Source organism: Micromonospora sp. B006 (assembly GCF_003408515.1).
GTDB lineage: Bacteria > Actinomycetota > Actinomycetes > Mycobacteriales > Micromonosporaceae > Micromonospora > Micromonospora echinospora_A.
This window is the reverse complement of sequence record NZ_CP030865.1, coordinates 540,070-562,612: the sequence shown is the minus strand read 5'-3', so window position 1 is coordinate 562,612 and position 22,543 is coordinate 540,070. Positions and strand designations below refer to the sequence as shown.

Genomic DNA, 22,543 nt, shown 5'->3' with positions numbered 1-22,543 from the left:
GTTTCGCGTCCGGTGGAGTCCGCTCGCCCGCCCTGACGAATCGGTCCGTCCACTGCGACCCGTGGGACGGCTCACGTAACCGGCAAGATCTTTGAGCTGCGAAATCGTTCGCCGGCCGATAGGTTGAAACGGTGCTGCCCGTAGCGTTCACCCCGTCCACCTGGACGGCGACGCTGCGCCGGATCGCCCGCACGGCCGTGGCAAGCCTGGTGCTGATCGCCGGCCTCCAGGGCGTCGCCGCCGCACCCGCCCACGCCGCTGTGACCGGGCAGTCCGTCACGACGGTTCGTACCGCCGGGTTCGGGGCGACCGACGCCCGGGCGACATCCGCCGCCGGATTCGCGGCGACCGCGATCGCTTCTCCGGTCGCGGCAGGCACCACGAGGGCCGACGGCGCGCCCCGGTCCGCCACCGGTCCCGTCGCCGACGCGGCCGCCGTCACCGATTCCGCCTCCGCCGGGCGCGTGCCCGGCGTCGAGGCCGTGGCCGTCGCCGACCCGGCTCGGGCGGCCATCGCCCGCCGCGGTCCGCCGCGCGCCTGACCGGACCACTTTCCGGTACGCCCCGACGCGGCCCGATGAGCCGCACCCCGCGCGCCCTGCCGCGCGTCGAGTCGCGCCTCCGCACGAGGCGCACCCGCCCGGACGACCGGGCCACAACCGTTTGTTCGTCAGTCGTTCCACCTTGAGGTGCTGGTAATGCAGACCGTCTTCTCCACCGTCCTGCCCGACATTCCCGCGGCCGCCGTGATCTGGCTGGCTCTGCTCGCCGTGGCCGCGACAGTGGTCGCCGCCCTGATCGTCCGCCCGTCCCGGTTCCGCTCGGAGCTTGTCGACCGGATCAGTGACGCCGCCCGGCCGAGCAGCATCGAACAGGCCGAGCGGGCCCGCGTACAGGATCGGGAGCGGGACCGGTACGCCGACGAGGTGGCGGTGGCCGCCGCCCGCGCGGCGGCGACCGCCGAGCGGAGCCGGGCGGAGTGGCTGACCGCCCAGGAGGAGGCCGAGGCCGCCTGGCAGGCGTACCAGACGGCGGAGGACGACGTGCGGCGCCTGGCCGCCGCCGCGGCGCTGCCGCTGCCCCGGACCGCCCGGACCCCGGCCGAGTACGCGGACCGGGAGCGCTGGCTGCACCGGGCGGCGATGGACGCCCAGTGGCGCAACGAGATCACGGTGCGGCAGCTCAGCGACATCCTCGGCGGGAACGGCTGGGACCCGAGCCGGCATCCGGTGGAGCAGGAGCTGCTGCTGCGCCGGCTGGTCCGGGACAACCTCGCCGCGCGGCACCGGGCCGCCACGCAGCGGGAGCAGGCCGCCTGGCAGGCCGCCGAGCTGGCCGCGGCGGCGGCGCAGAGCCTGCGTGACGAGGTGTTCGCGGCACTGCACCCGGTCGTCGAGCCGCAGGCGGAGCTGTCCATCGTCGGGTTCGCCGGGCCGGACACCACCCGGGAGCTGCCGACCGGGACGGCCGGCGCCGACATCACCCGCGAGCTGAGCCCGGTGGCCCGGGGACGGGCGGCCGTCGCGGCCTGAGCGCCCCGCCGTCCCGAGCCGTTGCCGCCACTTCGGGGTAGTGGTGGCCCGGTTCGCCAGTTCGGCGAAGTGGCTGTATTCCGGGCACTCCGATGCCGCCACTTCGGGGTAATGGCGGCCCGGTTCGCCAGTTCGGGGTGGTGGCTGGATCAGCGCCACGTCGTTGCCACCACTTCGGCGAAGTGGCGCCCGGCTCACCAGCCCGGGGAGCTGGCTAGGTCCGGGCACCCTGTTGCCGCCACTTCGGGGTAATGGCGGCCCGGTTCGCCAGTTCGGCGAAGTGGCTGCATTCCGGGCACTCCAATGCCGCCACTTCGGCGTAGTGGCGGCCCGGTTCGCCAGATCGGGATGGTGGCTGGATCAGCGCCACGTCGTTGCCACCACTTCGGCGAAGTGGCGCCCGGCTCACCAGCCCGGCGAGCTGGCTAGGTCCGGGGCACTCCAATGCCGCCACTTCGGGGTAATGGCGGCCCGGTTCGCCAGTTCGGCGAAGTGGCTGGGTCGGCACCACTTCGTTGCCGCCAGTTCGGCGAAGTGGCGGTCCGGTGCCCCGGGCCACGACCCAGGGCGTCACGGCCACGACCCAGGGCGCCACGGCCGCGCCCGCGGGCGGCATCGACCGGGCTCGGCTAGCGTGGTGGCGTGTCCCGCGAATCCTGGGTGCTCGTCGTACTCGCCGCCGTCGTCGCGGCGGCCATGCTGGCCGGGGCGGTCGTGCTCGCCGTCCGGCTGGTCCGCACCCGCCGCATGCTCGGCGCGCTCGGCGCCGGTGGCAAGGTCGCGTTCTACGGCGCGCTGATCTACACGATCATGCCGGTGGACCTGCTGCCCGACCCGATCTACCTGGACGACATGGGCGTGCTGGCCGGGGCGCTGTTCTACCTGGGCCGGCTGGCAGTCAAGCACCGCGCCGCGCAGCGGGCCACCGGGGAGTCCCCGGCCCCGGCGTTGCCGCCCGGCGCGGCACCCCGTCGATGAGGCACGCGAGCGAGGAGACGGCATGGCGGGACGGCACCGGTTGGACCCGCACGACGGGCGGGTGGCCCGTTTCTTCGCGGACCGGCATCTCGCCACGCTGACCACGCTGCGCGCCGACGGCACCCCGCACGTCGTACCGGTGGGGGTGACCTTCGACCCGGAGGCCGGAGTGGCCCGGGTGATCACCTCCGCGGGGTCCGCCAAGGCCCGGCACGTCGCGGCCGGGCCGGACGGCACTCCGGTGGCCGTGTGCCAGGTCGACGGCCGCTGGTGGCTGACCGTGGAGGGCCGGGCCGTGCTGCGCCGGGACCCGGATTCGGTGGCCGAGGCCGAGCGGTGGTACGCCGGGCGCTATCGCACGCCGCGTCCGAATCCGGAACGGGTGGTCATCGAGATCGCGGTCACCCGGCTCCTGGGCAGCCTGCCCGACTGAGCCGGTCTGTCCGGTTTCGCGGTGGCTCCGGTCACGCCCGGAAATGAGGCCCGGAAGCAGGGCGGTTGAACTCTCCGTACGCCGAGCGCCACTCCTGGTGCCGCGTCTCCGCACGGAGCGCCGACCCCCGAATGGAGCCTCGACATGAACCCGATCATCCGCAAGTGCGTGCTCTCCGTCGCCGGCCTCGCCGCTGCCGGCGGGGCTGTGGCCGGCCCGGCCGCCGCCCACGCGGCCCCGGTCAAGGGCAAGGGTGACCGCACCGCCGATTACGAGTACCAGGCCCAGCCGAACTTCTTCTACTGTGGCCCCGCCTCGGCCCGCATCGCGCTCTCGGCCGAGGGCAGGGACGTGAGCCAGGACGAGCTGGCCGTGAAGCTGGGCACCACCCAGAACGGCACCGACTCCGCCATCGACATCACCCGGGTGCTCAACGAGTACACCGGAGGCAAGTACCGGACCACCGAGATCCGCGACGACGTGGCCACGCCGGAGCAGGTCGCACGCCTACGCGCGGACATCCGGGCCGCAGTGGACGACGACCGGCCGGTGGTGGCGAACATCCTGGGCGGCGCCCGGGACATCGACGGCGTGGAGCACAGCTACCCCGGCCACTACCTGACCGTGGTGCGGTACGAGGGCGACGTCGACACCGTCCTCATCGCCGACCCGGCCCGGCCGGACACGCCGACGTACTGGATGGACGTGACCGAGCTGGCCAACTGGATCGCCGGACGCGGCTACAGCTCCTGACCCCGACGCCACGGCGGCCACGCTCCCGAGGGGGCGTGGCCGCCGTCGTGTCCGGCGCCGGAGCGGGTGTACGGGGTCAGCGCCCGGTGTCACCCTCGCCGGTCCGCTGCTGCGCCGCGTCGACGCCCTTGTCGATCTGGTTGTCGTACTTGCCGCCGGTGCGCTTGTCGGCCGCGTCGCCAGCCTTCTCGATGCCCTGGTCGACCTGCTTGTCATGCTTGTCGGCGAAGTCCTTCGCCTTGTCCATGAAGTCACTCATGTCGGATCTCCCTTCGATACGTTGGAAGCCTTCCCTGGGGCTGGGGGCACAAACACCGGGTGGGCCATTACCGCCCTGGTGTCGGATCGACGTCCGTCGGGTACCAACGGCCACGATCGAGGAGGCGACGTGGACGCTGATGGATCCGAGCCGACGCGGCCGGCACCGACGACCGGCCCGCGGCAGACCTGGGCGGGACTGCCCTGGCCGGTGCGGACCGCTGTCACCTGGAGCGCCTGCCTCCTGGTGGTGACCGCCGGGCTGTGGCTGCTCGGGCAGATCGCGGTGCTGCTCGCGCCGCTGGCGGTCGCGCTGGCCGGCACGCTGTTCCTCGCCGCGCTGCTCGACCCGGTGCTGGTACGCCTGCGCCGGCTGCGGGTGCCGGCCGGGCTCGCCGCGCTGCTCAGCATCCTGCTGTTGCTCGGCATCCTGGGCGGCGCCGGTGTCCTGGTCTGGAATCTCACCGCGAGCCAGTTCAGCGAGCTGAGCCAGCAGCTCGACGAGGGTCTGCAACGCACCCGGGACTTCGTCACCTCCAGCCTGCCGGTCACCGACCAGCAGCTCGACCGGCTGGTGGAGCAGATCCGGCAGGGCCTGAGCAGCGGCGCTCCCGACCCGGTGGCCGGTGCGCGCAAGGTCGCCGAGGTGGCCGGCGCGACCCTGCTCGCGCTGGTGCTGCTGTTCTTCCTGCTCAAGGACGGCCGCTCGATGTGGCACTGGGTGTTGCGCCGGCTGACCGGCCCGCGCCGGGAGCTGACCGCCGAGGCGGGCCGCGCCGGCTGGCGCACGCTCGGCGCGTACAGCCGGGGCACGATGATCATCGCGGCGATCGACGCCATCGGCATCGGGCTGGCGCTGATCGTGTTGCGTGTCCCGCTGGCCCTGCCGCTCGCCCTGATCACGTTCCTCGGCGGCTTCGTGCCGATCATCGGCGCCACGGTGGCCGGCGCGGTGGCGGTGCTCGTCGCGCTGGCCGCGAACGGCCCCACCACCGCCCTGCTCACGCTCGCCGCCGTGATCGCCGTCCAGCAGATCGAGGGCAACCTGCTGGAACCACTGGTGATGCGGCGGCAGGTGCAGCTGCACCCGGCCGTCATCCTGGTGGTGGTCACCGCCGGCACGCTGGTCGCCGGGGTGGCCGGCGCGTTCGTGTCGGTGCCGATCGCGGCGGTGCTCTGGCGGGTTCTGGACACCGTGCAGCGACACCGCGCCGCCGCGGCGAGGCGCGCAATCGGTCCCGGCCCGGCTGCCGGACCCGGCCGCACCGTCGAAGCCGCAGGCTGACAGCCGGGCCGTCGAAAGCCGCAGCATGACAGCCGCGCCGTCGAGGCCGCGAGCTGAGCCGGGCCGTCGAAGCCGCTGGACGAGGGTCGGCCGGCCGCCGGTCGTGCGGGCGGCACAGCGCTCAGGCGGGGTGCGGCTGGCGCAGGTGGGTGGTGAACCAGGTGCCGGCCTGTTCGGCCACCTGCTCCAGCGCGCCGGGCTCCTCGAACAGGTGCGTGGCGCCGGGCACGATCCGCAGCTCCGCCACCTCGCCGAGCGCGTCCTGGGCCTGCTCGTTGAGCACGATCACCTGCTCGTCCAGGCCGCCGACGAGCAGCAGCGTCGGTGCGCGTACCCCGGTCAGTGAGCTGCCGGCCAGGTCGGGCCGGCCGCCCCGGGAGACCACCGCGCCCACCCGGTCCGGCCGGGCCGCCGCGGCGACCAGGGCGGCAGCGGCGCCGGTGCTGGCCCCGAAAAGCCCGACCGGGAGCTGCCCCAGCTCCGGGTCGGCGCCCATCCAGTCGACGATCCCGGCCAGGCGCTCGGCCAGCATCCCGATGTCGAAGCGCAGCTCGGCGGTGACCTCGTCCCGCGCCTCCTCGTCGGGGGTCAGCAGGTCGACCAGCACGGTGGCCAGCCCACGGTCGTTGAGCGCGCGCCCGACGGCCATGTTGCGCGGGCTGTGCCGCGAGCTGCCGCTCCCGTGCGCGAACAGCACCACCCCACCGGCGTTGCCGGGCACGCTGACATCCCCGACGAGCCCTGCGTCCACCACAGGCACCGAAACCTCACGCATATCCCTCCACCCCCGCCCACCCGATACCCCCCAGCCGCACGATCATGAAGTTGACGGCCCAGAAAGCGCTTCCCCACCCCGCCAACTTCATGATCACGCCATCCGGGAAGAACCACGGGGGACGCCACCCCAACCCCGCCGCTACAGGGTCGATCATGAAGTTGGCGGCAGATTTGGAGATCCACAACGCCGTCAACTTCATGATCGACGGGGACAGCCTGCGGGGACGCCGACGGGTGCGGGGTTGCGTTGACGTCGGCGGCAAGGTTTAGCGTCGACCCACAGGCAGGGACGGGGGGCGGCGGATGCGGATCGGGGAGCTGGCGCGGCGGGCCGGTACGAGCACCCGCACCCTGCGCTACTACGAGACCCACGGCCTGGTCCGGCCGGGCCGGTCCGCCAACGGGTACCGGGTCTACGACGAGGCGGAACTGCGCGTCGTCCGCGAGATCCGGTCCCTGCTGGCGATCGGTTTCGGCTTGGACGACATCCGTCCGTTCGTCGCCTGCCTGCGTGCCGGTAACGACTCCGGTGACGTCTGCCCCGATTCGGTGGCGGTGCTGCGGCGCAAGCTCGCCGAGGTGGACGACTACCTCGACCGGCTCGGCGACGTCCGCCGCCGCCTGCACGACCAGCTCGCCCACGCGATCGCCCAACGGGAGGAAACATGCCTCAGGACACGGGGACCGGCCGGCTGACTCCGGTCACCGACGACACTTTCGCGGCCACCGTGCTGGCCGCCGACCGGCCGGTGGTGGTCGACTTCTGGGCCGAGTGGTGCCCGCCGTGCCGGGTGGTGTCGAGGCACCTGGCCGAGCTGGCCGAGGAGTTCGGCGACGCGCTGCGCTTCGTCACCCTCAACACCGACGAGAACCCGGCGACCGCCCGCGCCCACCGGATCATGTCCGCCCCGACGATGCTGGTGTTCCGGGACGGCGAGGTGATCGGTTCGATCGTCGGCTCCCGCCCCAAGGACCACCTGCGGCGCAGCTTCGCCCGCCACCTGGACGGTTGATCCGCCGCCGGGCGGGAACGCGCGGGGTGACCACGGACCCCGACGGATCGCGAGGATCGTCATGGCGAAACAGGACAGGTCCCGGGAACAGGAACTCACCGACCAGGAGCGCCGCAAGCAGGAGCTTGAGGGCTCGCCGGAGTGGGCCGACCGCGCCGCGACGGCGCGTACCGCCGACGACCCGCGGGCCACGGCGCCGCGCGACGCCGGCGGGCGTCCGTCGAACGGCCGCCAGTTCTGAGGTACGCGTACGTAGCGGTCCCGCCCGTCGTGGCGGGACCGCTACATGCGTTCCGGCAGGTGCATGAGCGGCGCGCGGCCCTGCGGCTGCTCCGGCTGCGGCTCGCTCGGGTGCTCGGGCGGGATCGGCACGGTGACCGGCTGCGCCGAGGTGACCCGCAGCGGCTCGCCGTGGTGTCGCAGCTCCACCACCGTGTCCGGGCCGCCGTTGCGCAGCGAGTACGTCGTCTGGTGCGGCCGCACGTCGACACGCAGTCGCATCCCGCGCCACTGGAGTGAGAACTCCAGTCGGCTGAGGCGGCTGGAGAGCCGGGGCGCGAAGGAGAGCGTCCCGTCGTGGTCCCGCAGTCCGCCGAATCCGGCGACGAGCGCGATCCAGGCGCCGGCCAGGGACGCCATGTGCACGCCGTCGCGGGTGTTCTCGTTGAGGTCGTGCAGGTCCATCAGCGCGGCCTCGCGCAGGTAGCGGTGGGCCAGTTCGAGCTGGCCGACCTCGGCCGCGAGCACCGCCTGGGTGCAGGCGCTCAGCGACGAGTCGCGTACGGTGCGCCGCTCGTAGTAGACGAAGTTGCGCAGCTTCTCGGCGGCGCTGAACGCGTCGCCCCGCCAGTGCATGGCCAGCACCAGGTCGGCCTGTTTGACGACCTGCTTGCGGTAGAGGTCGAAGTACGGGTAGTGCAGCAGCAGCGGGTACTTCTCCGGCGGCGTGTGCGCGAAGTCCCACTCCTGGAACCGGGTGAACCCTTCGACCTGCTCGTGCACCTCGGTCTCGACGTCGTACGGGACGTGCATGTCGTTCGCGGCGTCCCGCCACGCGGCGGCCTCCTCCTCGGTGACGCCGAGGTCGAGGGCCTGGTCCCGGTAGCGCATCGCGCAGTCGGCGGCGGTGAGCAGGTTCCGCTGCGCCATCAGGTTGGTGTAGACGTTGTCGTTCTTCACCGCCGTGTACTCGTCGGGGCCGGTCACGCCGTCGATGTGGAACCGCCCGGCCCGGTCGTGATGGCCGAGCGAGCGCCAGAGCCGGGCGGTCTCGACAAGCAGTTCCAGCCCGATCTCGCGTTCCAGTGCCTCGTCGCCGGTCACCAGCACGTAGCGGCGCAGCGCGTCGGCGACGTCGGCGGCGATGTGGAACGCGGCGGTTCCGGCCGGCCAGTACGCCGACGACTCCGGCCCTTCGATGGTGCGCCAGGGGAAGGCGGCGCCTTCGAGGTTCAGCGTGCGGGCCCGTTCCTGGGCCTGGGCCAGCGTGTCGTACCGCCACTGCAACGCGTCGCGGACCGCGCCGGGCTGGGTGTACGTGAGCACCGGCAGCACGAACATCTCGGTGTCCCAGAACGCGTGGCCGTCGTACCCGGGGCCGGTGAGGCCCTTGGCGGAGATCGGCCGCCGTTCCGCCCGGGCGCCGGCCTGGAGCACGTGGAAGAGGCCGAACCGGACGGCCTGCTGGACCTCCGGGTCGCCTTCGACCCGCACGTCAGCGGCGTCCCAGAACGCGTCGAGGTACTCCCGCTGGGCCCGGCGCAGCCCGTCCCAGCCGTCGAGCCGGGCCGCGGCGAGCGCCGCGCCGACCTGGTCGCGCAGGGCCGGCAGCGACCGGCGGCTGGACCAGCCGTACGTGAGGTACTTGATCACGTGCAGCTTCTCGCCGGGCTTGAGCACGCAGCCGATGGTGGTGCGGACCCAGTCCTCGTACCCCTCGCTCTCGATCGTGGTGCGTTCGGGGCCGTGCACGTCGTGGCCCATGGCGGCGGCGACCCGCAGGCCGCTGACCTTGGTCCGGTGGATGAGCAGGCCGCCGTCGTCGGTGGTCAGCTCCTCCTCGGCCTGCAACGGTGACTCCAGCACGGCTGCGACCCGGGGGTCGCGGCTCTGCGGCGGCAGTGTCTCGTTGGCGACCAGCTCGGACTGGAGGATCAGCCGCAGCGGCCCGTCGACCGGCTCCACCTCGTAGTGGATGGCGGCGACCGAGCGCTGGGTGAACGACACCAGCCGGGTGGTGCGGACCTTGACCTCGCGCCCGGCCGGGGAGCGCCAGTGCAGGTCGCGTTGAAGCGTCCCGGTGCGCATGTCGAGGACCCGCTCGTGGGCGAGCACCTCGCCGTAGCGGACGTCGAGGGGTTCGTCGTCCACGAGCAGCCGGATCAGTTTGCCGTTCGTGACGTTGACGATGGTCTGCCCGGACTCGGGGAAGCCGAAGCCGGCTTCCGCGTACGGCAGCGGGCGCAGCTCGTAGAAGGAGTTCAGGTAGGTGCCGGGCAGGCCGTGCGGCTCGCCCTCGTCGAGGTTGCCGCGCAGCCCGATGTGCCCGTTGGAGAGCGCGAACACCGACTCGGACTGGGCCAGCACGTCCATGTCGAGCCGTACCTCCCGGACGTGCCAGGGCTCGACCGGGTATGCCCGTTCCCGGATCACGCGGCCGGCTCCGCTGCGAGCAGGTCGGCGAGGTCGGTGACCACCACGTCGGCGCCGCGCGCGAGCAGTTCGTCGGCCTGGCCGACGCGGTCGACGCCGATCACGTACCCGAATCCGCCTGCGCGTCCGGCGGCCACGCCGGCGAGGGCGTCCTCGAAGACGGCGGCCTGCGACGGTTCGACGCCGAGCAGCCGCGCGCCTTCCAGGAAGGTGTCCGGGGCCGGTTTGCCGCGCAGCCCGTTCGCGCGGGCGATCACGCCGTCCACCCGCGCCTCCAGCCAGTGGTCCAGCCCGGCGGCGTGCACCACGGCGGCGCAGTTGGCGCTGGCCGAGACGACCGCGCGCCGCAGCCCGGCCGCGGTGGCTGCCTCCAGGTAGCGCACCGAACCTTCGTACGCCTCGACGCCGTGCTGCTCGATCTGCTGGAGCAGGACGACGTTCTTGCGGTTGCCGAGGCCGTTGACGGTGTCCGCCTCGGGCGGGTCGTCGGGCGAGCCCTCGGGCAGGGTGATGCCGCGCGAGGTCAGGAATGTGCGCACCCCGTCGGCGCGCGGTCTGCCGTCCACGTAACGGTTGTAGTCCGGTCCGGGGTCGAACGGTTGGAACGGCTCGCCGGTTTCGACGGACCGTCGCCGCAGGTACGCGTCGAACGTCTCCGCCCAGGCGGCGTTGTGCACCTTGGCGGTCTGCGTCAGCACACCGTCCAGATCGAAGAGACACGCGCTCACGTGCGCGGGGAGGCCCAGCATCGTTTGAATCTATCCAGGCCCCGCACCGGGCAACCACACTTCGCGGGTCAGCGGTTCGGGCGCAGCGTCCAGATCACGGTGAGCGAGGAGGTGAGCGTGCCGTCCTCGGTGCGCACCTCGACCTCGACCGGGAACTCGGGCCGCCGCCCGGCGTCCAGCTCGGCCAGCACTTCGGCGGGTACGCCACCGAGCCGCGCGGTCGCCAGCACCGGCCCCATCGCGATCTTGCGGAAGTGGACGGAGGCGGTCACCGGGAGGGGTACGGCCCGGTCGAGGAGGTGCCCGAAGGCGGCCAGGACGACCGCGCCCGAGGCGCTCTCCCCCAGCGTGAACATGGCCCCGGCGTGCGGGCCGCCGAGGTGGTTGTGGTGCTCCGCGATGTCGGGGAGCCGGGCGACGACGCGGACTCCGCCCTCGGCCTCGGGCGCCACCTCGACGAACTCGATCCCGAGCGTGCGGGCGAACGGCACGGCGTCGAGGATACCGGCCGCGACCTGGCGAGAGTCGATGCTCATGCCCGAACGCTACTCGCCAGTAACTTCCCCGGCAAGACACCGGAACACGTTGGCCGAATGTCACTAAATAAGTGACATCCACATCGCCTGACGCTAGCCTTGTCTCTTATTAAGAGACATTGGGACATGAGATGATCTACGCCACCCCAGAACTCAACGATCGCGACGAGACCGTCCTGGCCGAGGTGCATGACATGCGCCGCATGCTCGCCGATGTCCTGCGCACTCCTCGCCGGTGGACCGGTGGCCTCCGGCGCACGATGTTGGCCCGCGCGATTATCGGCTCCAACAGCATCGAGGGCTACGTGGTCGCCGAGGACGACGCCGCCGCCGCGCTAGACGGCGAGGAGCCGCTGAGCGCCGACGACCGGACCTTCGCCGAGATCCGGGGCTATCGGCAGGCTCTGGGATACGTGCTGCAAACCGCCGGGGATCCGCACTTCCGGTTCGACACGTCGGTGATCCGCAGCATGCACTACATGATGCTCTCGCACGATCTGGGCAAGAGCCCGGGGCAATATCGCAAGGGCCCGATCTACGTCCACGATGAGCGAACCGATGAGCGGGTGTACGAGGGCGCGGACGCCGACCACGTGCCTCACCTCATGGAGGAGCTAACCGAAGATCTACGGTCGGATGTCACCGCCTCCCCGCTCGTCAAAGCAGCCATGGCGCATCTGAACCTGGTGATGATCCATCCGTTCCGTGACGGCAACGGGCGGATGGCACGCGCCCTTCAGACGCTGGTGCTCTCCCGCCGTGCGATCGTTGAGCCGGCCTTCTCCAGCATCGAGGAATGGCTGGGCAGCAACACCGAGGACTACTACCGGGTGTTGGCGATTACCGGACGTGGCCGCTGGAACCCCGAAGGATCGGCGTATCTCTGGGTGTCGTTCAACCTGCGCGCCCATCACATGCAGGCGCAGACCGTCGCTCGCCGCTTCGAGGAGGCATCCGGCATCTGGTCGGAGTTGGACGCGATCGTTGCTGAGAACAGGCTCCCTGAGCGGGTGACCGATCTGCTCTACGAGGCAGTCCTGGGCTACCGCATCCGTCGCTCCGGGTACGTCAAACTTGCCGATGTCGAGGACAGGACCGCATCTCGGGATCTGGCCAGCCTTGTCGAGCAGGGCCTTCTGGAAGCACGAGGTGAGCGGCGGGGCAGGCATTACGTGGCCGGCCCCACGCTGGCCGTGGTGCGGGAACGAGCACGCGCGGAGCGCAAACCGATCAGGGATCCTTATCCGTCCATGCCTATCATTCTCGCGACCGAGGCTGCTACGACGACCAGGCCAGGTGAACGGTTGTAACCACGGTCCATTTCACGGCGCTGTCCGGCCCGGTGGATCAGTCCAGCGGCGTTTCGGCGGCTGCCGACTCCGGGTAGCGAGTGGCCCATGAACCGCGATCTCGCGCGCGGGCTGACGGTGGCGTGGGCGCTGCCGGAGTTCCGCGACGGCCTGCGTCACCTCGTCGACCTCGACGAGGTGACAGTGCTGCTGGCCGCGCTGTCCCTTCCGGACCGCGACCGCGAGGTCGAGCGGAGCGCGTTGGGCCTGCTGCGATCCGGGCTCGACAGCACCGAGGTCCGGGAGGCGGTGTTGCTGCTGCTGGAGCGGGACACCGTACGCCGGCCGCTCGTCGCCGCGGCGGTGGAACCGCTCGCCTACCGGCCCGGCCTGGTCACCGCCGTCACGACTGCGGCCGAGGACCCCCGGGTACGCCACGAGGTGCGGGCGATGCTGGACAGCGCCGACGTACGGGGGCTGATCTGGCGGGCGGTCGACGACCAGGTGAGCGACAACCGGTTCGGGCTGGTCCGCCGGGCGGCGGTGCTGTTCGTCCGGCACCCGAGCGCGCGGCGCCTGGCGTGGGCGCTCCGCCGGCACGGCGTGCTCCGCGAACTGCGCCGCAAGGCGTGATCCGGAGCCGCATCACCTGATCGGGCCGGTCAGCTCCGGACGCCAGAGCCAGCCCTCGACGTCGCGGCCGTCACTCGTATCCCATCGCGGGGACGATGTCGCCCAGTTCCCGCTCGACGAACGCGCGGGTGACGGCGTCGAACTGGTCGTCGCGGTGCGCCAGCTTGTCCGCCTGGAACGTCGACGCGGTGACGGCGTCCTCGACGCCGAGCCGTTCGAACAGGGCCCGCCGCTGCCCGGGCCAGTCGGCAGCGAGGTCTTCCGCCCTCACCTCGACGTACCGCCGGCTCGTCAGGTCGGCGGAGTTCTTCCAGGTCAGCCACCGCTGGTAGATCGGCACGAGGTAGGCCAGCGCACCGTCGACCGTGGACGGCGCCCACGGTTGGGCCAGGTGGGAGGCGAGCACCGAGACCGGGTGCCGCTTGATGTGCACGATCGTCGCCTCGGGAAACAACTCCCAGAGGAAGTCCATGGCGAAGAGGTTGAACGGCGTCTTCTCGCACCAGGTCGGCTTGCCCGCGTCGGCCGCCGCCCCGCCGAACAGCGTGTCGACCAGGCCGCGCAGGACGGCGATCAGCTCGGCCCGGTCGCGGAAGTACCTCGGGACGACCCGTCGGCGGCTGGCCGGCCCGAACGGTCCGGCGGGCCGGTCGCCGTCGCCGAAGCCCTCCGCGGGCGCGGGCTCCTCGAAGGCGTGCGCGATCACCTGCGGCCAGAGCTGGTGTACGGCGTCCCGGTAGCGCCGTTCGCCGACCAGTTCGGGCACGGTCTTGCCACGGTCGTCACGCCGTCCGGGCACCCGTACGGTGAGGAAGTCGCTCAGCCGGTGCAGGGCGTCCTCGCCGACGATGGGGTCGTACCGTTCGGTGAGCGCGTCGGCCAGATCCCGCAGGCCACCCGGTTCCACGATGAACTTGGTCTCCATCGGGATCCGGTGGATCAGCGGGTGCTGGCCGATGACGTCGGCGATCCGCGAGGTGCCGGAACGGCCTGTGCCCGCGACGAAGACCGGTGAGGGGGACGGCATGGACGGCAGTGAAACTCCCGGCCCGGCGCAGGGGCAATCCATTTATCCTCGCCGCGATCAGCTGATCGGCCTCCTGGCCGACGCGGTCGGGTCCGTCAACGTGTCGCACCCGACCCGGGTCGCGGTGGACGGGCCGCCCGCCGCCGGCAAGACGACGCTCGCCGACGAGCTGGCCGCCGTCCTGCGCGCCAGGGGCCGGTACGTCATCCGTGCGACGGTCGACGATTTCCTCTTCCCCCGGGCCCAGCGCTACCGGCGCGGCGAGTTCTCGGCCGAGGGCTGCTACGTCGACACCCACGATCACCGGTCGCTGAACCGGGTGCTGCTCGATCCGCTCGGCCCGGGCGGCGACCGGCGCTTCCGGCACGCGGTCTACGACCACACCACGGATACGGTGCTGTCCCTGCCGCCCACGACCGCCCCGGCGGACGCCGTGCTGGTGTTCGACGGTGTCTTCCTCCTCCGCCCGGAACTGGTCGACCGGTGGGAGCTGCGCGTCTTCGTGTCCACCGCGCTCGACAAGACGGTGGACCGTGCCGTGATCCGCGAGAGCCGCGTGGCAACGAGAGCCGACGTCGAACGGCGCTGGCGGGAGCGTTACCTTCCCGCCCAGCGGCTCTACTTCGCCACTGCCCGCCCGGCCGAGCACGCCGACGTCGTCGTGCACAACGACGACCCGGGGCGGCCGATGTGGGAGACCCGGGCGGGCGGGGATGGCAGGCTGGCAGCCATGGACAGGAATCGGGTGGCCGCCTGGATCGCGGCTTACGAACAGGCGTGGCGCACACCGGGCACTGCGACGCTCGGCACGATGTTCACGCCCGACGCGAGCTACCAGCAGGGGCCGTACCGGGATCCGGTGGTCGGCCTGCCCGCCATCGTCCGCATGTGGGACAGCGAGCGCGACGGACCCGACGAGGTCTTCCAGATGACCTCGGAGGTCGTCGCGGTCGACGGCGACACCGCTGTGGCACGGGTGCATGTCCGGTACGGCGACCCCGTCCACCAGGAGTGGCGCGACCTCTGGATCATGCGGTTCGCCGAGGACGGCCGGTGCCTGTCGTTCGAGGAGTGGCCGTTCGCGCCGTGACGGCGGACCGCCGCCGACGGTCGCTGCCTAACCCCGCTTGGCGTACGCGACGAACGCCGCCCAGCTCGACGGCGTGAACGTCAGGGCCGGCCCCTGCCGGTCCTTGCTGTCCCGCACCCCCACCACGCCGGGCAGATTGTCCGCCACCTCGACGCAGTTGCCGCCGTTACCGCTGCTGCGGGTGCTCTTGCGCCAGATCGCGCCGGTCAACTCCATCGCTTCGCCGCCTCCGAGATCGCCGCCAGGGTCGCCCCGTGCGGCATCGCCTCCGCGCGTATGGACTCCCACGTCTGCCGCAGTGAGTTCACGTCCACCGTGCGCTCCACGATTGTGCCGTGCAACGGGTTATCGAGGTAGCCCAGGTCGTCACCGTCGGCCGGGGTGGCGAGCACGAAAGCGCCGTTGAGCCCTGGATAGGCCCCGACCGTCTCCGGCACCAGGTGCAGGTGCACCCGGGGCCGCCGTGCCATCTCGATCAGGTGCTCCAACTGCTCCCGCATCACCTTCGGTCCGCCGACCGGGCGAGCCAGCACCGAGTGGTCGAGCACCACCACGAATTGCGGCGGGGTCGGGCCGTCCAGCACCGCCTGCCGGGCCAGCCGGGCGGCCACCTGCTGTTCGACAGCCTCGCCGACGAACTGCGCGGCTCCCTCGTAGAGCGCGCGGGCGTACCCCTCGGTCTGGAGCAATCCGGGCACCACCAGTGGCTCGTAACTGCGTAACGCCGTCGCTTCCTGCTCGATGCTCACCCACTCGCGGAACCACGGCATCAGCGCCTCCTGCATCAGCGCGTCCCGGATCCGCACCAGCAGGCCACCGCCGTTCAGCACCTCGTCGCAGCGCTCGGTGAACTCGGCGCGCGGCGCGCGGCGGCACTGCTCGACGGCCGCCACCAGCGACGCCGAATAGCTCACCCGCTCGCCGAGCGCCTCCTGGGTCAACCCCGCATCGGTACGTAACCGGCGCAGCTCACCGGCGAACAGTTCCCACAACGGCACACGGATCATCTGCACACCTCTGCACACGGCTGCACACGGAAAGACGGCCGGTAGGACGGCCAGGAAGGTGGGGGTGGAACGCCTTCCGACCCTAGCGGCGCGGTGACGAGACTGTCACGCAGTGGAATCGAATTCGTCCGATTCCCGCTACCGAGAGGAGTTGCGCCGTGCGACTGCGCTGGTTCCGCTGCCGGGGTGCGTCGGCACCGACACTGCCCCAGCGGGTACGGGGCGACAACCTGCCGGAGTGGATGCGGCAACCCACACGTCCACTCCCGACGATGGGTCCCGGCCGGGTCGGCAACCTCACCCCCGCCCAGCAGTGGCGGGCGAACGGCGGCCGCTGGTCAGTCCCGGAGCAGCGGGGAGGCGACGCCGGAAAGCGGCCCGGCGACGGCGCTCACCCGGAGCGGCGCCGGCATGGCGGCCACCACGAGGAGCCTCGATGATCAGCCACCAGCTCGGGCAGCCGCCGGACGGGCCGACGCCGGATCGCCCCCGGCCGTACCCGTTGCACGCCACCCCGCACACGCCGTTGCGTCCGATGTGGTGCTGCCGGGCGTGCGGGCAGCCGTGGCCGTGCCCGACGGCCCGCCTGCTGCTGCGCAGCGAGTACGAGGACAACCGGATCGGGCTGTCCATCTACCTGTGCGGGCTGCTGTACGAGGCGACGCGCGACCTCTACCGGCTCAACCCGAACGACGCGCCTGCCCCGGCCGACATGTTCGCCCGCTTCGTCGGCTGGGGCCCGTACCGCCGTCACCGGCCCGTCCCTCCGGGCGGCGGTTGTTAATAAGGGGCCCTTCCTCTACCGGAGGCGTTAACAGGGTGCCCCTCCTTTCACCGCCAGCCGACGTCGATACGGTCGCCTCGCTCGTCGAAGAAGTGCAGCGCGTCCATCCGCACCTGCACCGCGAGCGGGTGCCCGGGCGACACCTGCGGGTACGGCGCCAGCCGCACCGCCAGTTCCGCCGGACGACGGTGGTGGCGGCCCGGGTCGGGCAGCACGCTCGTCCGGTTGCCGCCGCCGCCCGGTTCCGGGGCGGGCGCGGAAGACTCCGTGGCGCGCCCGGTGAGCCGCTGCATCACCTGGTTGAACCGGCGCAGGCCGCGCTGGCCCGGTGCGGCCTGCTCGACAGCGGTGCCCATCTCGTCCACGACGATCGCGGTGGCGCCGATGTCGAGGAACGCGAGCGACTCGTGCCCGTGGTGCTCCAGGTAGCGGATGCGCCCGTGCAGCACGTCACCGGCGGTGTCCGGGGCGACCGGGGTGAGCGCCTCGGCCCGCATGCCGACCACGATCCGCTCACCGTGGTAGTGCGCCACCGCCCGGCTGCGGATGTCGTCCCAGGGCAGATAAAGCGACTGCTCACCGAGGTTCAGCGCGACGTACCGGTCGAGGTGGACGTAGACCGACGCCTCCAGCAGGTTCATCCGGGGGCTGCCGAGGAACGCGGCGACGTAGAGCGTGGCCGGACGGCCGTACACCTGGGTGGGGGTGCCCACGTCCTGGAGCACGCCCTTGCGCATGATCGCCACGCGGTCGGCCATGGTCAGCGCCTCGGCCTGGTCGTGGGTGACGTAGATGGTGGTGACGCCGAGTTCGCGGGTGAGGCCGGAGATCTCGGCGCGCAGTTCGGCGCGCAGTCCGCTGTCCAGGTTCGACAGCGGCTCGTCCATCAGGAACAGGCCGGGCCGGCGCACTATCGCCCGCCCCATGGCGACCCGCTGCCGCTGGCCGCCGGAGAGCTGGCTGGGCTTGCGCGCGAGGACGTCGCCGATGCCGAGCGCGCTCGCCACGTCCTGGATCCGCTCGCCGCGTGGCGCCGGTTCGACCCCGGAGAGCCGCAGCGGGAAGCCGATGTTGTCGCCGACTGTCATGTGCGGATAGAGCGCGAAGTCCTGGAAGACCATGGCGATCTTCCGGTCGCGTGGCGGCAGGTCGTTCGCCAGCTCACCACCCAGCATGATCGCGCCGGAGGACGGGTCCTCCAGCCCGGCGACCATGCGCAGTACTGTCGATTTCCCGCAGCCCGACGGGCCGAGCAGCACCATGAACTCGCCGTCGTTGACGTCCAGATTGATGGTGTCGACCGCGACCGTTCCGTCCGGGAACACCTTGGTGACATCCTTGAGCGCGACGGTAGCCACCGCCACCTCCCCAGTTTTCTCTCCCCAAACCCGGGAATGACTGTGACCAGGATCATCTGATCCGCACATCGGGTAAACGTGCCATGTTCGGCTCGTGACAGTCCTATTAAGCGGTGTTCGCCGGGCTCGACGGTTAAGTGACCGGCGAGTAGCCGCTTTTACGGCGTTTCGCCGAGGAACACGCGACGCACCACGCGCTCGGCGGCGTGCCCGTCGTCCAGGGCGCAGAACCGCGCCCGGAACGCCGTCCGGGCCCGCTCGGCCGCCTCGTCGTCGACAGCGCCGGAACGGAACACGTCGAGCAGCCCGGGGAAGTCCAGCGCGACAGCGCCCGGCGGCTCGGCCAGCAGGTCGAAGTAGACACCACGGGCCACCCGGTAGGCGTCCCAGTCCGGCGCGTAGACCACTGTCGGCCGGTCCAGCACCGCGTAGTCGAACATCGCCGAGGAATAGTCGGTGATCAGCACGTCCGCCGCCAGGTAGAGGTCCTCCACCCGGTCGTACGCGCTCACGTCCAGCACGCCGTCCGCCGCCGGTCCCCCGGGGTGCCGCTCCCGGTCGTGGAAGTAGTGGCTGCGCATCAGCAGCCGGCCCCGGGGCCCGAGGACGTCGAGCATCCGGTCCGGGTCGAACGGCGGCCGCCACCCGGGCAGGTGCTCCCGGTGCGTCGGCGCGTACAGCACCACGTACTCGTCGGGTGCGATGCCCAGCGCGGCGCGGACCTGGCCGCGGTCCTCGGCGGTGGCCAGCGCCAGCCGGTCGTTGCGCGGGTAGCCGACCTCCAGCGTGGTGTAGTCCGCCGGGTACGCCCGCTCCCACATCTGCGTCGAGAAGCTGTTCGACGTGATGCTGTAGTCCCAGCGGTCCACCCGGCGCAGCAGGCCGGCGAAGTTCATCCCCACCGCGCCCACCGGGTAGCGCTGCTGATCCAGGCCCATCACCTTGACCGGCGTGCCGTGGTGGGTCTGCACGTGCACCGAACCGGGCCGCTTGCGGACGAAGTCCGGGAAGTTCACGTTGTTGACGAGCCAGCGGGCCCGGGCCAGGACGCGGTGGTACTCGCGGGTGCCGGCCACCACGTACTCGACGCCGGGCGGCAACGTGGCCACCCGGTCGCGGCGGACGATCCACACGCCACGCACCTGCGGCGCGAGCCGGCGGGCCGCCTCGTAGATCGCCGCCGGGTTGCACGCGTAACCCCGGTACCAGTAGGCCGCGTACACGGCGAGCGTCGGGTCGATCGGCCGGTGCAGCTCGGCCCGGTAGTACTCGCCCAGCGCCAGGTCACGGGCCCGCCGGGCGGTACGCCGCACCACCGGCGTGATCCGTCGCCGGGCCCGCCGCGCGGTCCGCCGGGTCGTCTCCGTCGCCTGGTGCGCCTCGCGCAACGCGCTGAACGTCCGCCATCGGCCGGCCGCCACCAGCCGGTGCTTGAGCCCTTCCGGGCCGGGCGGGACCGGATAGCCCTCGGGCGGCAGGAACCGCACGTAGTCGGCGTGCATCTGGGCGAAGAACGGCGCCCGCAGCTCGGGCGCGATCCGGTCGCCGTTGCCGAGCACCGTGAGGTAGTGCCAGATCATCCGCTCGAAGACCGCCGGCCGCAGCCCGGTCACCCTCCAGCGGTCCATCAGCCCGAACACCCGGTGCCACTGCGCGAAGACCTCGAAGTGCCGGTCCCCGCGGGTCTTCGTGATCGCGCCGGTGCGGCGCTGCCGGTAGTTCAGGCAGATCCGGTCGAGTACGCCGATCCGCCCGGCGGCCATCAGCGCCGGATAGCTGAACGAGACGTCCTCGTACCAGCCCGGCTCGAAGCGCAGGCCGCGCTCGATCAGGAACTCCCGCCGCACCAACCGGTTCCACGCGGTGTGCAGCAGCTTCAGCGTCTCCGGCCGGTCCCGCAGCGCGAACGTCGTCGCGCCCGGCGGCACCGGGAACACGTCGCGCATCGCGCTGCGGGTGCCGATGTTGTTCCAGTGCGCCCGGACGTGGTCCACGATCAGCACGTCCGGCGCGGTGTCGCGGAGCCGGTCGGCGACGTGCGGCAGGCAGCCGGGCACCAGCCAGTCGTCTCCGTCGACGAACCACACGTACTCGCCGACGGCCCGGTCCAGCCCGATGTTGCGGGCCGGACCGAGCCCGACGTTCTCGGCGAGGCGCACCGGGCGCACGCGGGGGTCGCGCAGCGCGTACTCGGCCAGGATCTCGCCGCTGTCGTCCGGGGAGGCGTCGTCGACACCGATCACCTCGATGTCCCCGAACGGCTGGTCGAGGATCGAGTCGAGACACTCCCGCAGGTAGCCCTGCACCTTGAAGGCCGGTACGACGAAGCTGATCAAGGTCACCCCGGCCCGCCCTCCGTCAGCCCGGCGAGCGCACACCCCCACGGGCGCGGGCCGGCAGGACCACCCAGGCGAGGACCACGCTCGCGACAAAAACCACGAGAAGGTACGCACCGAGTGTAGCCAGAGCGATACTCGCATATCCGGCGATCAGCCCGATTGCCAGCAGCAGGGAACGCCCCGGCCAGCCCAGCGTGGCGGCGTGCAGCGGCGGCGCCGACTGCCGCTTCTCCAGCCGGGCGGTCAGGTCGTAGTGGTGCAGCGTCAGCACCAGCACGTACCCGAAGATCAGCCACGCGGGCGCCCGGCCCGCCACCCCCATGGCGATGGCGAACAGGTACTCGGCGGCCCGCAACGCGGCCGGCACCAGCCAGTCCAGCGACCCGTCGTGCGGCGCCCGCGAAGCCTGCGCGGCGCCCAGCAGCAGCACCAGCGCGAGCACCGGCACGAAGACCGGCAGGTCGCCGCCGCCGTGCACCGCGAGCAGCGCCCACACCAGCGTCCCCGCCGAGCCGAGCGCGCCGAGCACCGCCAGCAGCAGTGGCCGCCGCGTGGTCGGCAGCGTCCGCGCCAGCACGCCGTCGTCACGGTGCAGAGCCGCGTCCACAGTGGCCATCACCGGCACCCGCATCCAGCGTGCCCGCAAGGTCCGCAACCCCCCGGTGTACGCGAACGCCAGCGCACCCCAGACCAGCACCGCGACCAGCGCCACCAGCGGCCCGAACAGCGCGGCGGCGATCGCGATCAGCGCCCACCGCTCCCCGATCGGGAACACCACAGTGCGCTTCAGCCAGTACGACACCGACCCGGTGTCCGCCTGCACCCGCGTCGACGCGGCGTTCAGCTTCCCGCCGATGCCGCCCGCGTCAGCGGTCACCACCTTCGGCCGCCGGGCCGCCTCGTCGTGCAGCGCCCCGTACCAGGTGTCTGTCATGTGCCGCACGGTCTGCAACGTCATCGCTGCGAGCGCCAGCGCCCAGCCGTACCGGAACCCGGCGTGCGTGGCCCCGAAACCGAGACCGGCGTAGACCACGTACTCCTTGAACCGGTCGGCCATCGTGTCCAGCCAGCCGCCCCAGGCGCTGAAGTGCCGGGTGTAGCGGGCGAGCTGCCCGTCCACGCAGTCCAGCACGAAACCCAGGTAGAGCAGGACCGCCCCGGCCACCAGCGCGGGCCGTCCACCGGCGCCGAACAGCACCGCCGCGGCCACCGCGAACGCCACCGAGATCATGGTGACCCCGGTCGGCCCGATCCCGATGCGCGCCGCCGCCTTCGTGACGTACGGGGACCAGGTGCTGACGAAGAACGTGGTGAAGAAGTCGTCCCGCTCCTTCACCGACAGCTTCAACTCGGCCCGGTCCTCGTCGACAGCGGCCACCGCCGCCTCGGCCGCTGCCCGCTGCGCCTCGTCGCCGACCCGGTGCGCCACGAGCAGACGTACCCGCTGGGCGAAGATCAGTGTGCCCCGCGCGGCGAGGTCGGCCACGAGCCGGTCCACCGCGCCCAGCGGCCCGCCCCCGGCGGCGCCGACGCCCGCCGCGGACGCCGCGTCGGTCGGGCGCGTGTCCGGTGCGGAAGCCGCATCAGTCAGTCGCGCGCTGGGCACGGACGCCGGGTCGTTGAGTCGCGCGTCCGGCGCGGAGGCCGGATCCGGCGCGATGCCTGCGGCGCGGCGGGCGGCGTCGGCGAGCGCCGGCAGGTCGGCCGCGCCCACCCGCAGTGCACCGCCGAACACGCCGCTCGCGTCGGCGGCGTCGACCTCGACCACCTGGCCGCGTTCCTCGCGCACGGTGGCCTGCCCGGGAGCGGGCGGATCGGTGAGCACCAGCGCCACCGTCGGCCCGACCGGGCTGGTCGCGAGGTGCCTGAGTACGGCCGTGTGCGCCACCAGGTCCGCGCCGCTCACCAGCACCGGGCCGGTCGCGGCGGCCACCAGGTCGGCCAGTTCGGCCAGGTCGGCGGCGATACGCACGTCGTCCGCCCCGGCCCGGCGCCACTGCGCCGCCAGGCGTTCGGCGAGCGATTCCCCTTCGAGTCGGCCCGCCGGCTCGCTCGGGCGGCCCGGGTCGGT

The 22,543-nt window shown here is 72.1% G+C and carries 25 protein-coding genes and 1 pseudogene; 14 read left to right on the top strand and 12 right to left on the bottom strand.

Annotated elements, in window-relative coordinates; all coding sequences use genetic code 11:
• The first annotated feature begins 131 nt into the window (after window positions 1-131).
• The 5 genes from MicB006_RS02800 to MicB006_RS02780 all read left to right on the top strand — a co-directional run bounded on the left by MicB006_RS02800 (window position 132) and on the right by MicB006_RS02780 (window position 3,696).
• Window positions 132-542 (top strand): hypothetical protein, encoded by a 411-nt coding sequence (locus MicB006_RS02800; protein ID WP_116503635.1) that lies wholly within the window; start codon window positions 132-134, stop codon window positions 540-542.
• Window positions 543-698: 156 nt separating this feature from the next.
• Window positions 699-1,532 (top strand): hypothetical protein, encoded by an 834-nt coding sequence (locus MicB006_RS02795; RefSeq protein ID WP_116503633.1) that lies wholly within the window; start codon window positions 699-701, stop codon window positions 1,530-1,532.
• A gap of 642 nt (window positions 1,533-2,174) precedes the next feature.
• Window positions 2,175-2,510 carry a DUF1232 domain-containing protein gene (locus MicB006_RS02790; protein WP_073825929.1) on the top strand — a complete coding sequence of 112 codons (336 nt, stop codon included), beginning with the start codon at window positions 2,175-2,177 and terminating at the stop codon, window positions 2,508-2,510.
• A gap of 22 nt (window positions 2,511-2,532) precedes the next feature.
• Window positions 2,533-2,943 carry a pyridoxamine 5'-phosphate oxidase family protein gene (locus MicB006_RS02785; RefSeq protein WP_116503631.1) on the top strand — a complete coding sequence of 137 codons (411 nt, stop codon included), beginning with the start codon at window positions 2,533-2,535 and terminating at the stop codon, window positions 2,941-2,943.
• Window positions 2,944-3,087: 144 nt separating this feature from the next.
• Window positions 3,088-3,696 carry a C39 family peptidase gene (locus tag MicB006_RS02780; protein WP_116503629.1) on the top strand — a complete coding sequence of 203 codons (609 nt, stop codon included), beginning with the start codon at window positions 3,088-3,090 and terminating at the stop codon, window positions 3,694-3,696.
• A gap of 76 nt (window positions 3,697-3,772) precedes the next feature.
• On the opposite strand, the gene MicB006_RS02775 is transcribed toward MicB006_RS02780, so the two are convergent.
• On the bottom strand, window positions 3,773-3,955 hold the full coding sequence (locus MicB006_RS02775) for an antitoxin (protein ID WP_073825939.1): 183 nt from the start codon (window positions 3,953-3,955) through the stop codon (window positions 3,773-3,775).
• Between the two features lie 129 nt (window positions 3,956-4,084).
• Between MicB006_RS02775 and MicB006_RS02770 the strand changes: the two genes are divergently transcribed.
• The gene (locus tag MicB006_RS02770) at window positions 4,085-5,239 is read left to right on the top strand and encodes an AI-2E family transporter (RefSeq protein ID WP_116503627.1); all 1,155 of its coding nucleotides are present in this window, start codon (window positions 4,085-4,087) and stop codon (window positions 5,237-5,239) included.
• A gap of 121 nt (window positions 5,240-5,360) precedes the next feature.
• On the opposite strand, the gene MicB006_RS02765 is transcribed toward MicB006_RS02770, so the two are convergent.
• Both MicB006_RS02765 and MicB006_RS31775 read right to left on the bottom strand, forming a co-directional pair.
• Window positions 5,361-6,014 carry a dienelactone hydrolase family protein gene (locus MicB006_RS02765; RefSeq protein WP_116503625.1) on the bottom strand — a complete coding sequence of 218 codons (654 nt, stop codon included), beginning with the start codon at window positions 6,012-6,014 and terminating at the stop codon, window positions 5,361-5,363.
• Window positions 6,007-6,216, bottom strand: coding sequence for a hypothetical protein (locus tag MicB006_RS31775; protein WP_161565906.1), 210 nt, complete (start codon window positions 6,214-6,216; stop codon window positions 6,007-6,009). The genes MicB006_RS02765 and MicB006_RS31775 overlap by 8 nt, the downstream gene beginning before the upstream one ends.
• A gap of 103 nt (window positions 6,217-6,319) precedes the next feature.
• On the opposite strand from MicB006_RS31775, the gene MicB006_RS02760 reads away from it, so the two are divergent.
• The 3 genes from MicB006_RS02760 to MicB006_RS02750 all read left to right on the top strand — a co-directional run bounded on the left by MicB006_RS02760 (window position 6,320) and on the right by MicB006_RS02750 (window position 7,270).
• Window positions 6,320-6,712 carry a MerR family transcriptional regulator gene (locus MicB006_RS02760; protein WP_030503529.1) on the top strand — a complete coding sequence of 131 codons (393 nt, stop codon included), beginning with the start codon at window positions 6,320-6,322 and terminating at the stop codon, window positions 6,710-6,712.
• Window positions 6,682-7,029, top strand: coding sequence for a thioredoxin (gene trxA / locus MicB006_RS02755; RefSeq protein ID WP_116503624.1), 348 nt, complete (start codon window positions 6,682-6,684; stop codon window positions 7,027-7,029). Before MicB006_RS02760 ends, trxA begins: the two co-directional genes overlap by 31 nt.
• Window positions 7,030-7,090: 61 nt before the next feature.
• Entirely contained in the window at window positions 7,091-7,270 is a 180-nt protein-coding gene (locus MicB006_RS02750; protein WP_116503622.1) for a hypothetical protein, read from the top strand.
• A gap of 41 nt (window positions 7,271-7,311) precedes the next feature.
• On the opposite strand, the gene MicB006_RS02745 is transcribed toward MicB006_RS02750, so the two are convergent.
• Genes MicB006_RS02745 through MicB006_RS02735 form a run of 3 tightly spaced genes read right to left on the bottom strand, consistent with a single transcriptional unit; the run spans window position 7,312 to window position 10,945 of the window.
• Window positions 7,312-9,681 carry a glycoside hydrolase family 65 protein gene (locus MicB006_RS02745; protein WP_116503620.1) on the bottom strand — a complete coding sequence of 790 codons (2,370 nt, stop codon included), beginning with the start codon at window positions 9,679-9,681 and terminating at the stop codon, window positions 7,312-7,314.
• Complete coding sequence (locus MicB006_RS02740; protein WP_116503618.1) at window positions 9,678-10,430, bottom strand: HAD family phosphatase; 753 nt, start codon at window positions 10,428-10,430, stop codon at window positions 9,678-9,680. The genes MicB006_RS02745 and MicB006_RS02740 overlap by 4 nt, the downstream gene beginning before the upstream one ends.
• A gap of 47 nt (window positions 10,431-10,477) precedes the next feature.
• Window positions 10,478-10,945 carry a DUF4442 domain-containing protein gene (locus MicB006_RS02735; RefSeq protein WP_116503617.1) on the bottom strand — a complete coding sequence of 156 codons (468 nt, stop codon included), beginning with the start codon at window positions 10,943-10,945 and terminating at the stop codon, window positions 10,478-10,480.
• Window positions 10,946-11,076: 131 nt separating this feature from the next.
• Between MicB006_RS02735 and MicB006_RS02730 the strand changes: the two genes are divergently transcribed.
• Window positions 11,077-12,255 (top strand): Fic family protein, encoded by a 1,179-nt coding sequence (locus tag MicB006_RS02730; protein ID WP_192900178.1) that lies wholly within the window; start codon window positions 11,077-11,079, stop codon window positions 12,253-12,255.
• Window positions 12,256-12,342: 87 nt separating this feature from the next.
• On the top strand, window positions 12,343-12,867 hold the full coding sequence (locus tag MicB006_RS02725) for a hypothetical protein (protein ID WP_116503615.1): 525 nt from the start codon (window positions 12,343-12,345) through the stop codon (window positions 12,865-12,867).
• Window positions 12,868-12,937: 70 nt separating this feature from the next.
• Here the strand turns inward: MicB006_RS02725 and MicB006_RS02720 are convergent, their stop codons facing one another.
• Window positions 12,938-13,894, bottom strand: coding sequence for a sulfotransferase (locus tag MicB006_RS02720; RefSeq protein WP_116503614.1), 957 nt, complete (start codon window positions 13,892-13,894; stop codon window positions 12,938-12,940).
• Here MicB006_RS02720 and MicB006_RS32180 point away from each other — a divergent pair.
• Window positions 13,893-14,600, top strand: a pseudogene (locus MicB006_RS32180) (AAA family ATPase); the annotation flags it as partial. The gene MicB006_RS02720 and the pseudogene MicB006_RS32180 sit on opposite strands and share 2 nt — an antisense overlap.
• On the top strand, window positions 14,583-14,984 hold the full coding sequence (locus tag MicB006_RS32175) for a nuclear transport factor 2 family protein (protein ID WP_370013461.1): 402 nt from the start codon (window positions 14,583-14,585) through the stop codon (window positions 14,982-14,984). The pseudogene MicB006_RS32180 and the gene MicB006_RS32175, both read left to right, overlap by 18 nt.
• A 27-nt stretch (window positions 14,985-15,011) precedes the next feature.
• On the opposite strand, the gene MicB006_RS02710 is transcribed toward MicB006_RS32175, so the two are convergent.
• Both MicB006_RS02710 and MicB006_RS02705 read right to left on the bottom strand, forming a co-directional pair.
• On the bottom strand, window positions 15,012-15,200 hold the full coding sequence (locus tag MicB006_RS02710) for a DUF397 domain-containing protein (RefSeq protein WP_116503613.1): 189 nt from the start codon (window positions 15,198-15,200) through the stop codon (window positions 15,012-15,014).
• On the bottom strand, window positions 15,191-15,991 hold the full coding sequence (locus MicB006_RS02705) for a helix-turn-helix transcriptional regulator (RefSeq protein ID WP_116503612.1): 801 nt from the start codon (window positions 15,989-15,991) through the stop codon (window positions 15,191-15,193). Before MicB006_RS02705 ends, MicB006_RS02710 begins: the two co-directional genes overlap by 10 nt.
• Before the next feature lie 436 nt (window positions 15,992-16,427).
• Here MicB006_RS02705 and MicB006_RS02695 point away from each other — a divergent pair, with 436 nt between their 5' ends.
• The gene (locus tag MicB006_RS02695; RefSeq protein ID WP_073825983.1) at window positions 16,428-16,775 is read left to right on the top strand and encodes a hypothetical protein; all 348 of its coding nucleotides are present in this window, start codon (window positions 16,428-16,430) and stop codon (window positions 16,773-16,775) included.
• Window positions 16,776-16,822: 47 nt separating this feature from the next.
• Here MicB006_RS02695 and MicB006_RS02690 read toward each other — a convergent pair whose 3' ends face one another.
• From MicB006_RS02690 to MicB006_RS02680, 3 genes are all read right to left on the bottom strand, one after another.
• Window positions 16,823-18,133, bottom strand: coding sequence for an ABC transporter ATP-binding protein (locus MicB006_RS02690; RefSeq protein ID WP_116511115.1), 1,311 nt, complete (start codon window positions 18,131-18,133; stop codon window positions 16,823-16,825).
• A 158-nt stretch (window positions 18,134-18,291) separates the two neighbouring features.
• A complete protein-coding gene (locus MicB006_RS02685) occupies window positions 18,292-20,475 on the bottom strand; it encodes a bifunctional glycosyltransferase family 2 protein/CDP-glycerol:glycerophosphate glycerophosphotransferase (protein ID WP_116503610.1) in 2,184 nt (727 codons plus the stop codon).
• Between the two features lie 16 nt (window positions 20,476-20,491).
• Complete coding sequence (locus MicB006_RS02680; RefSeq protein ID WP_116511113.1) at window positions 20,492-22,480, bottom strand: DUF5941 domain-containing protein; 1,989 nt, start codon at window positions 22,478-22,480, stop codon at window positions 20,492-20,494.
• Window positions 22,481-22,543: the final 63 nt, after the last annotated feature.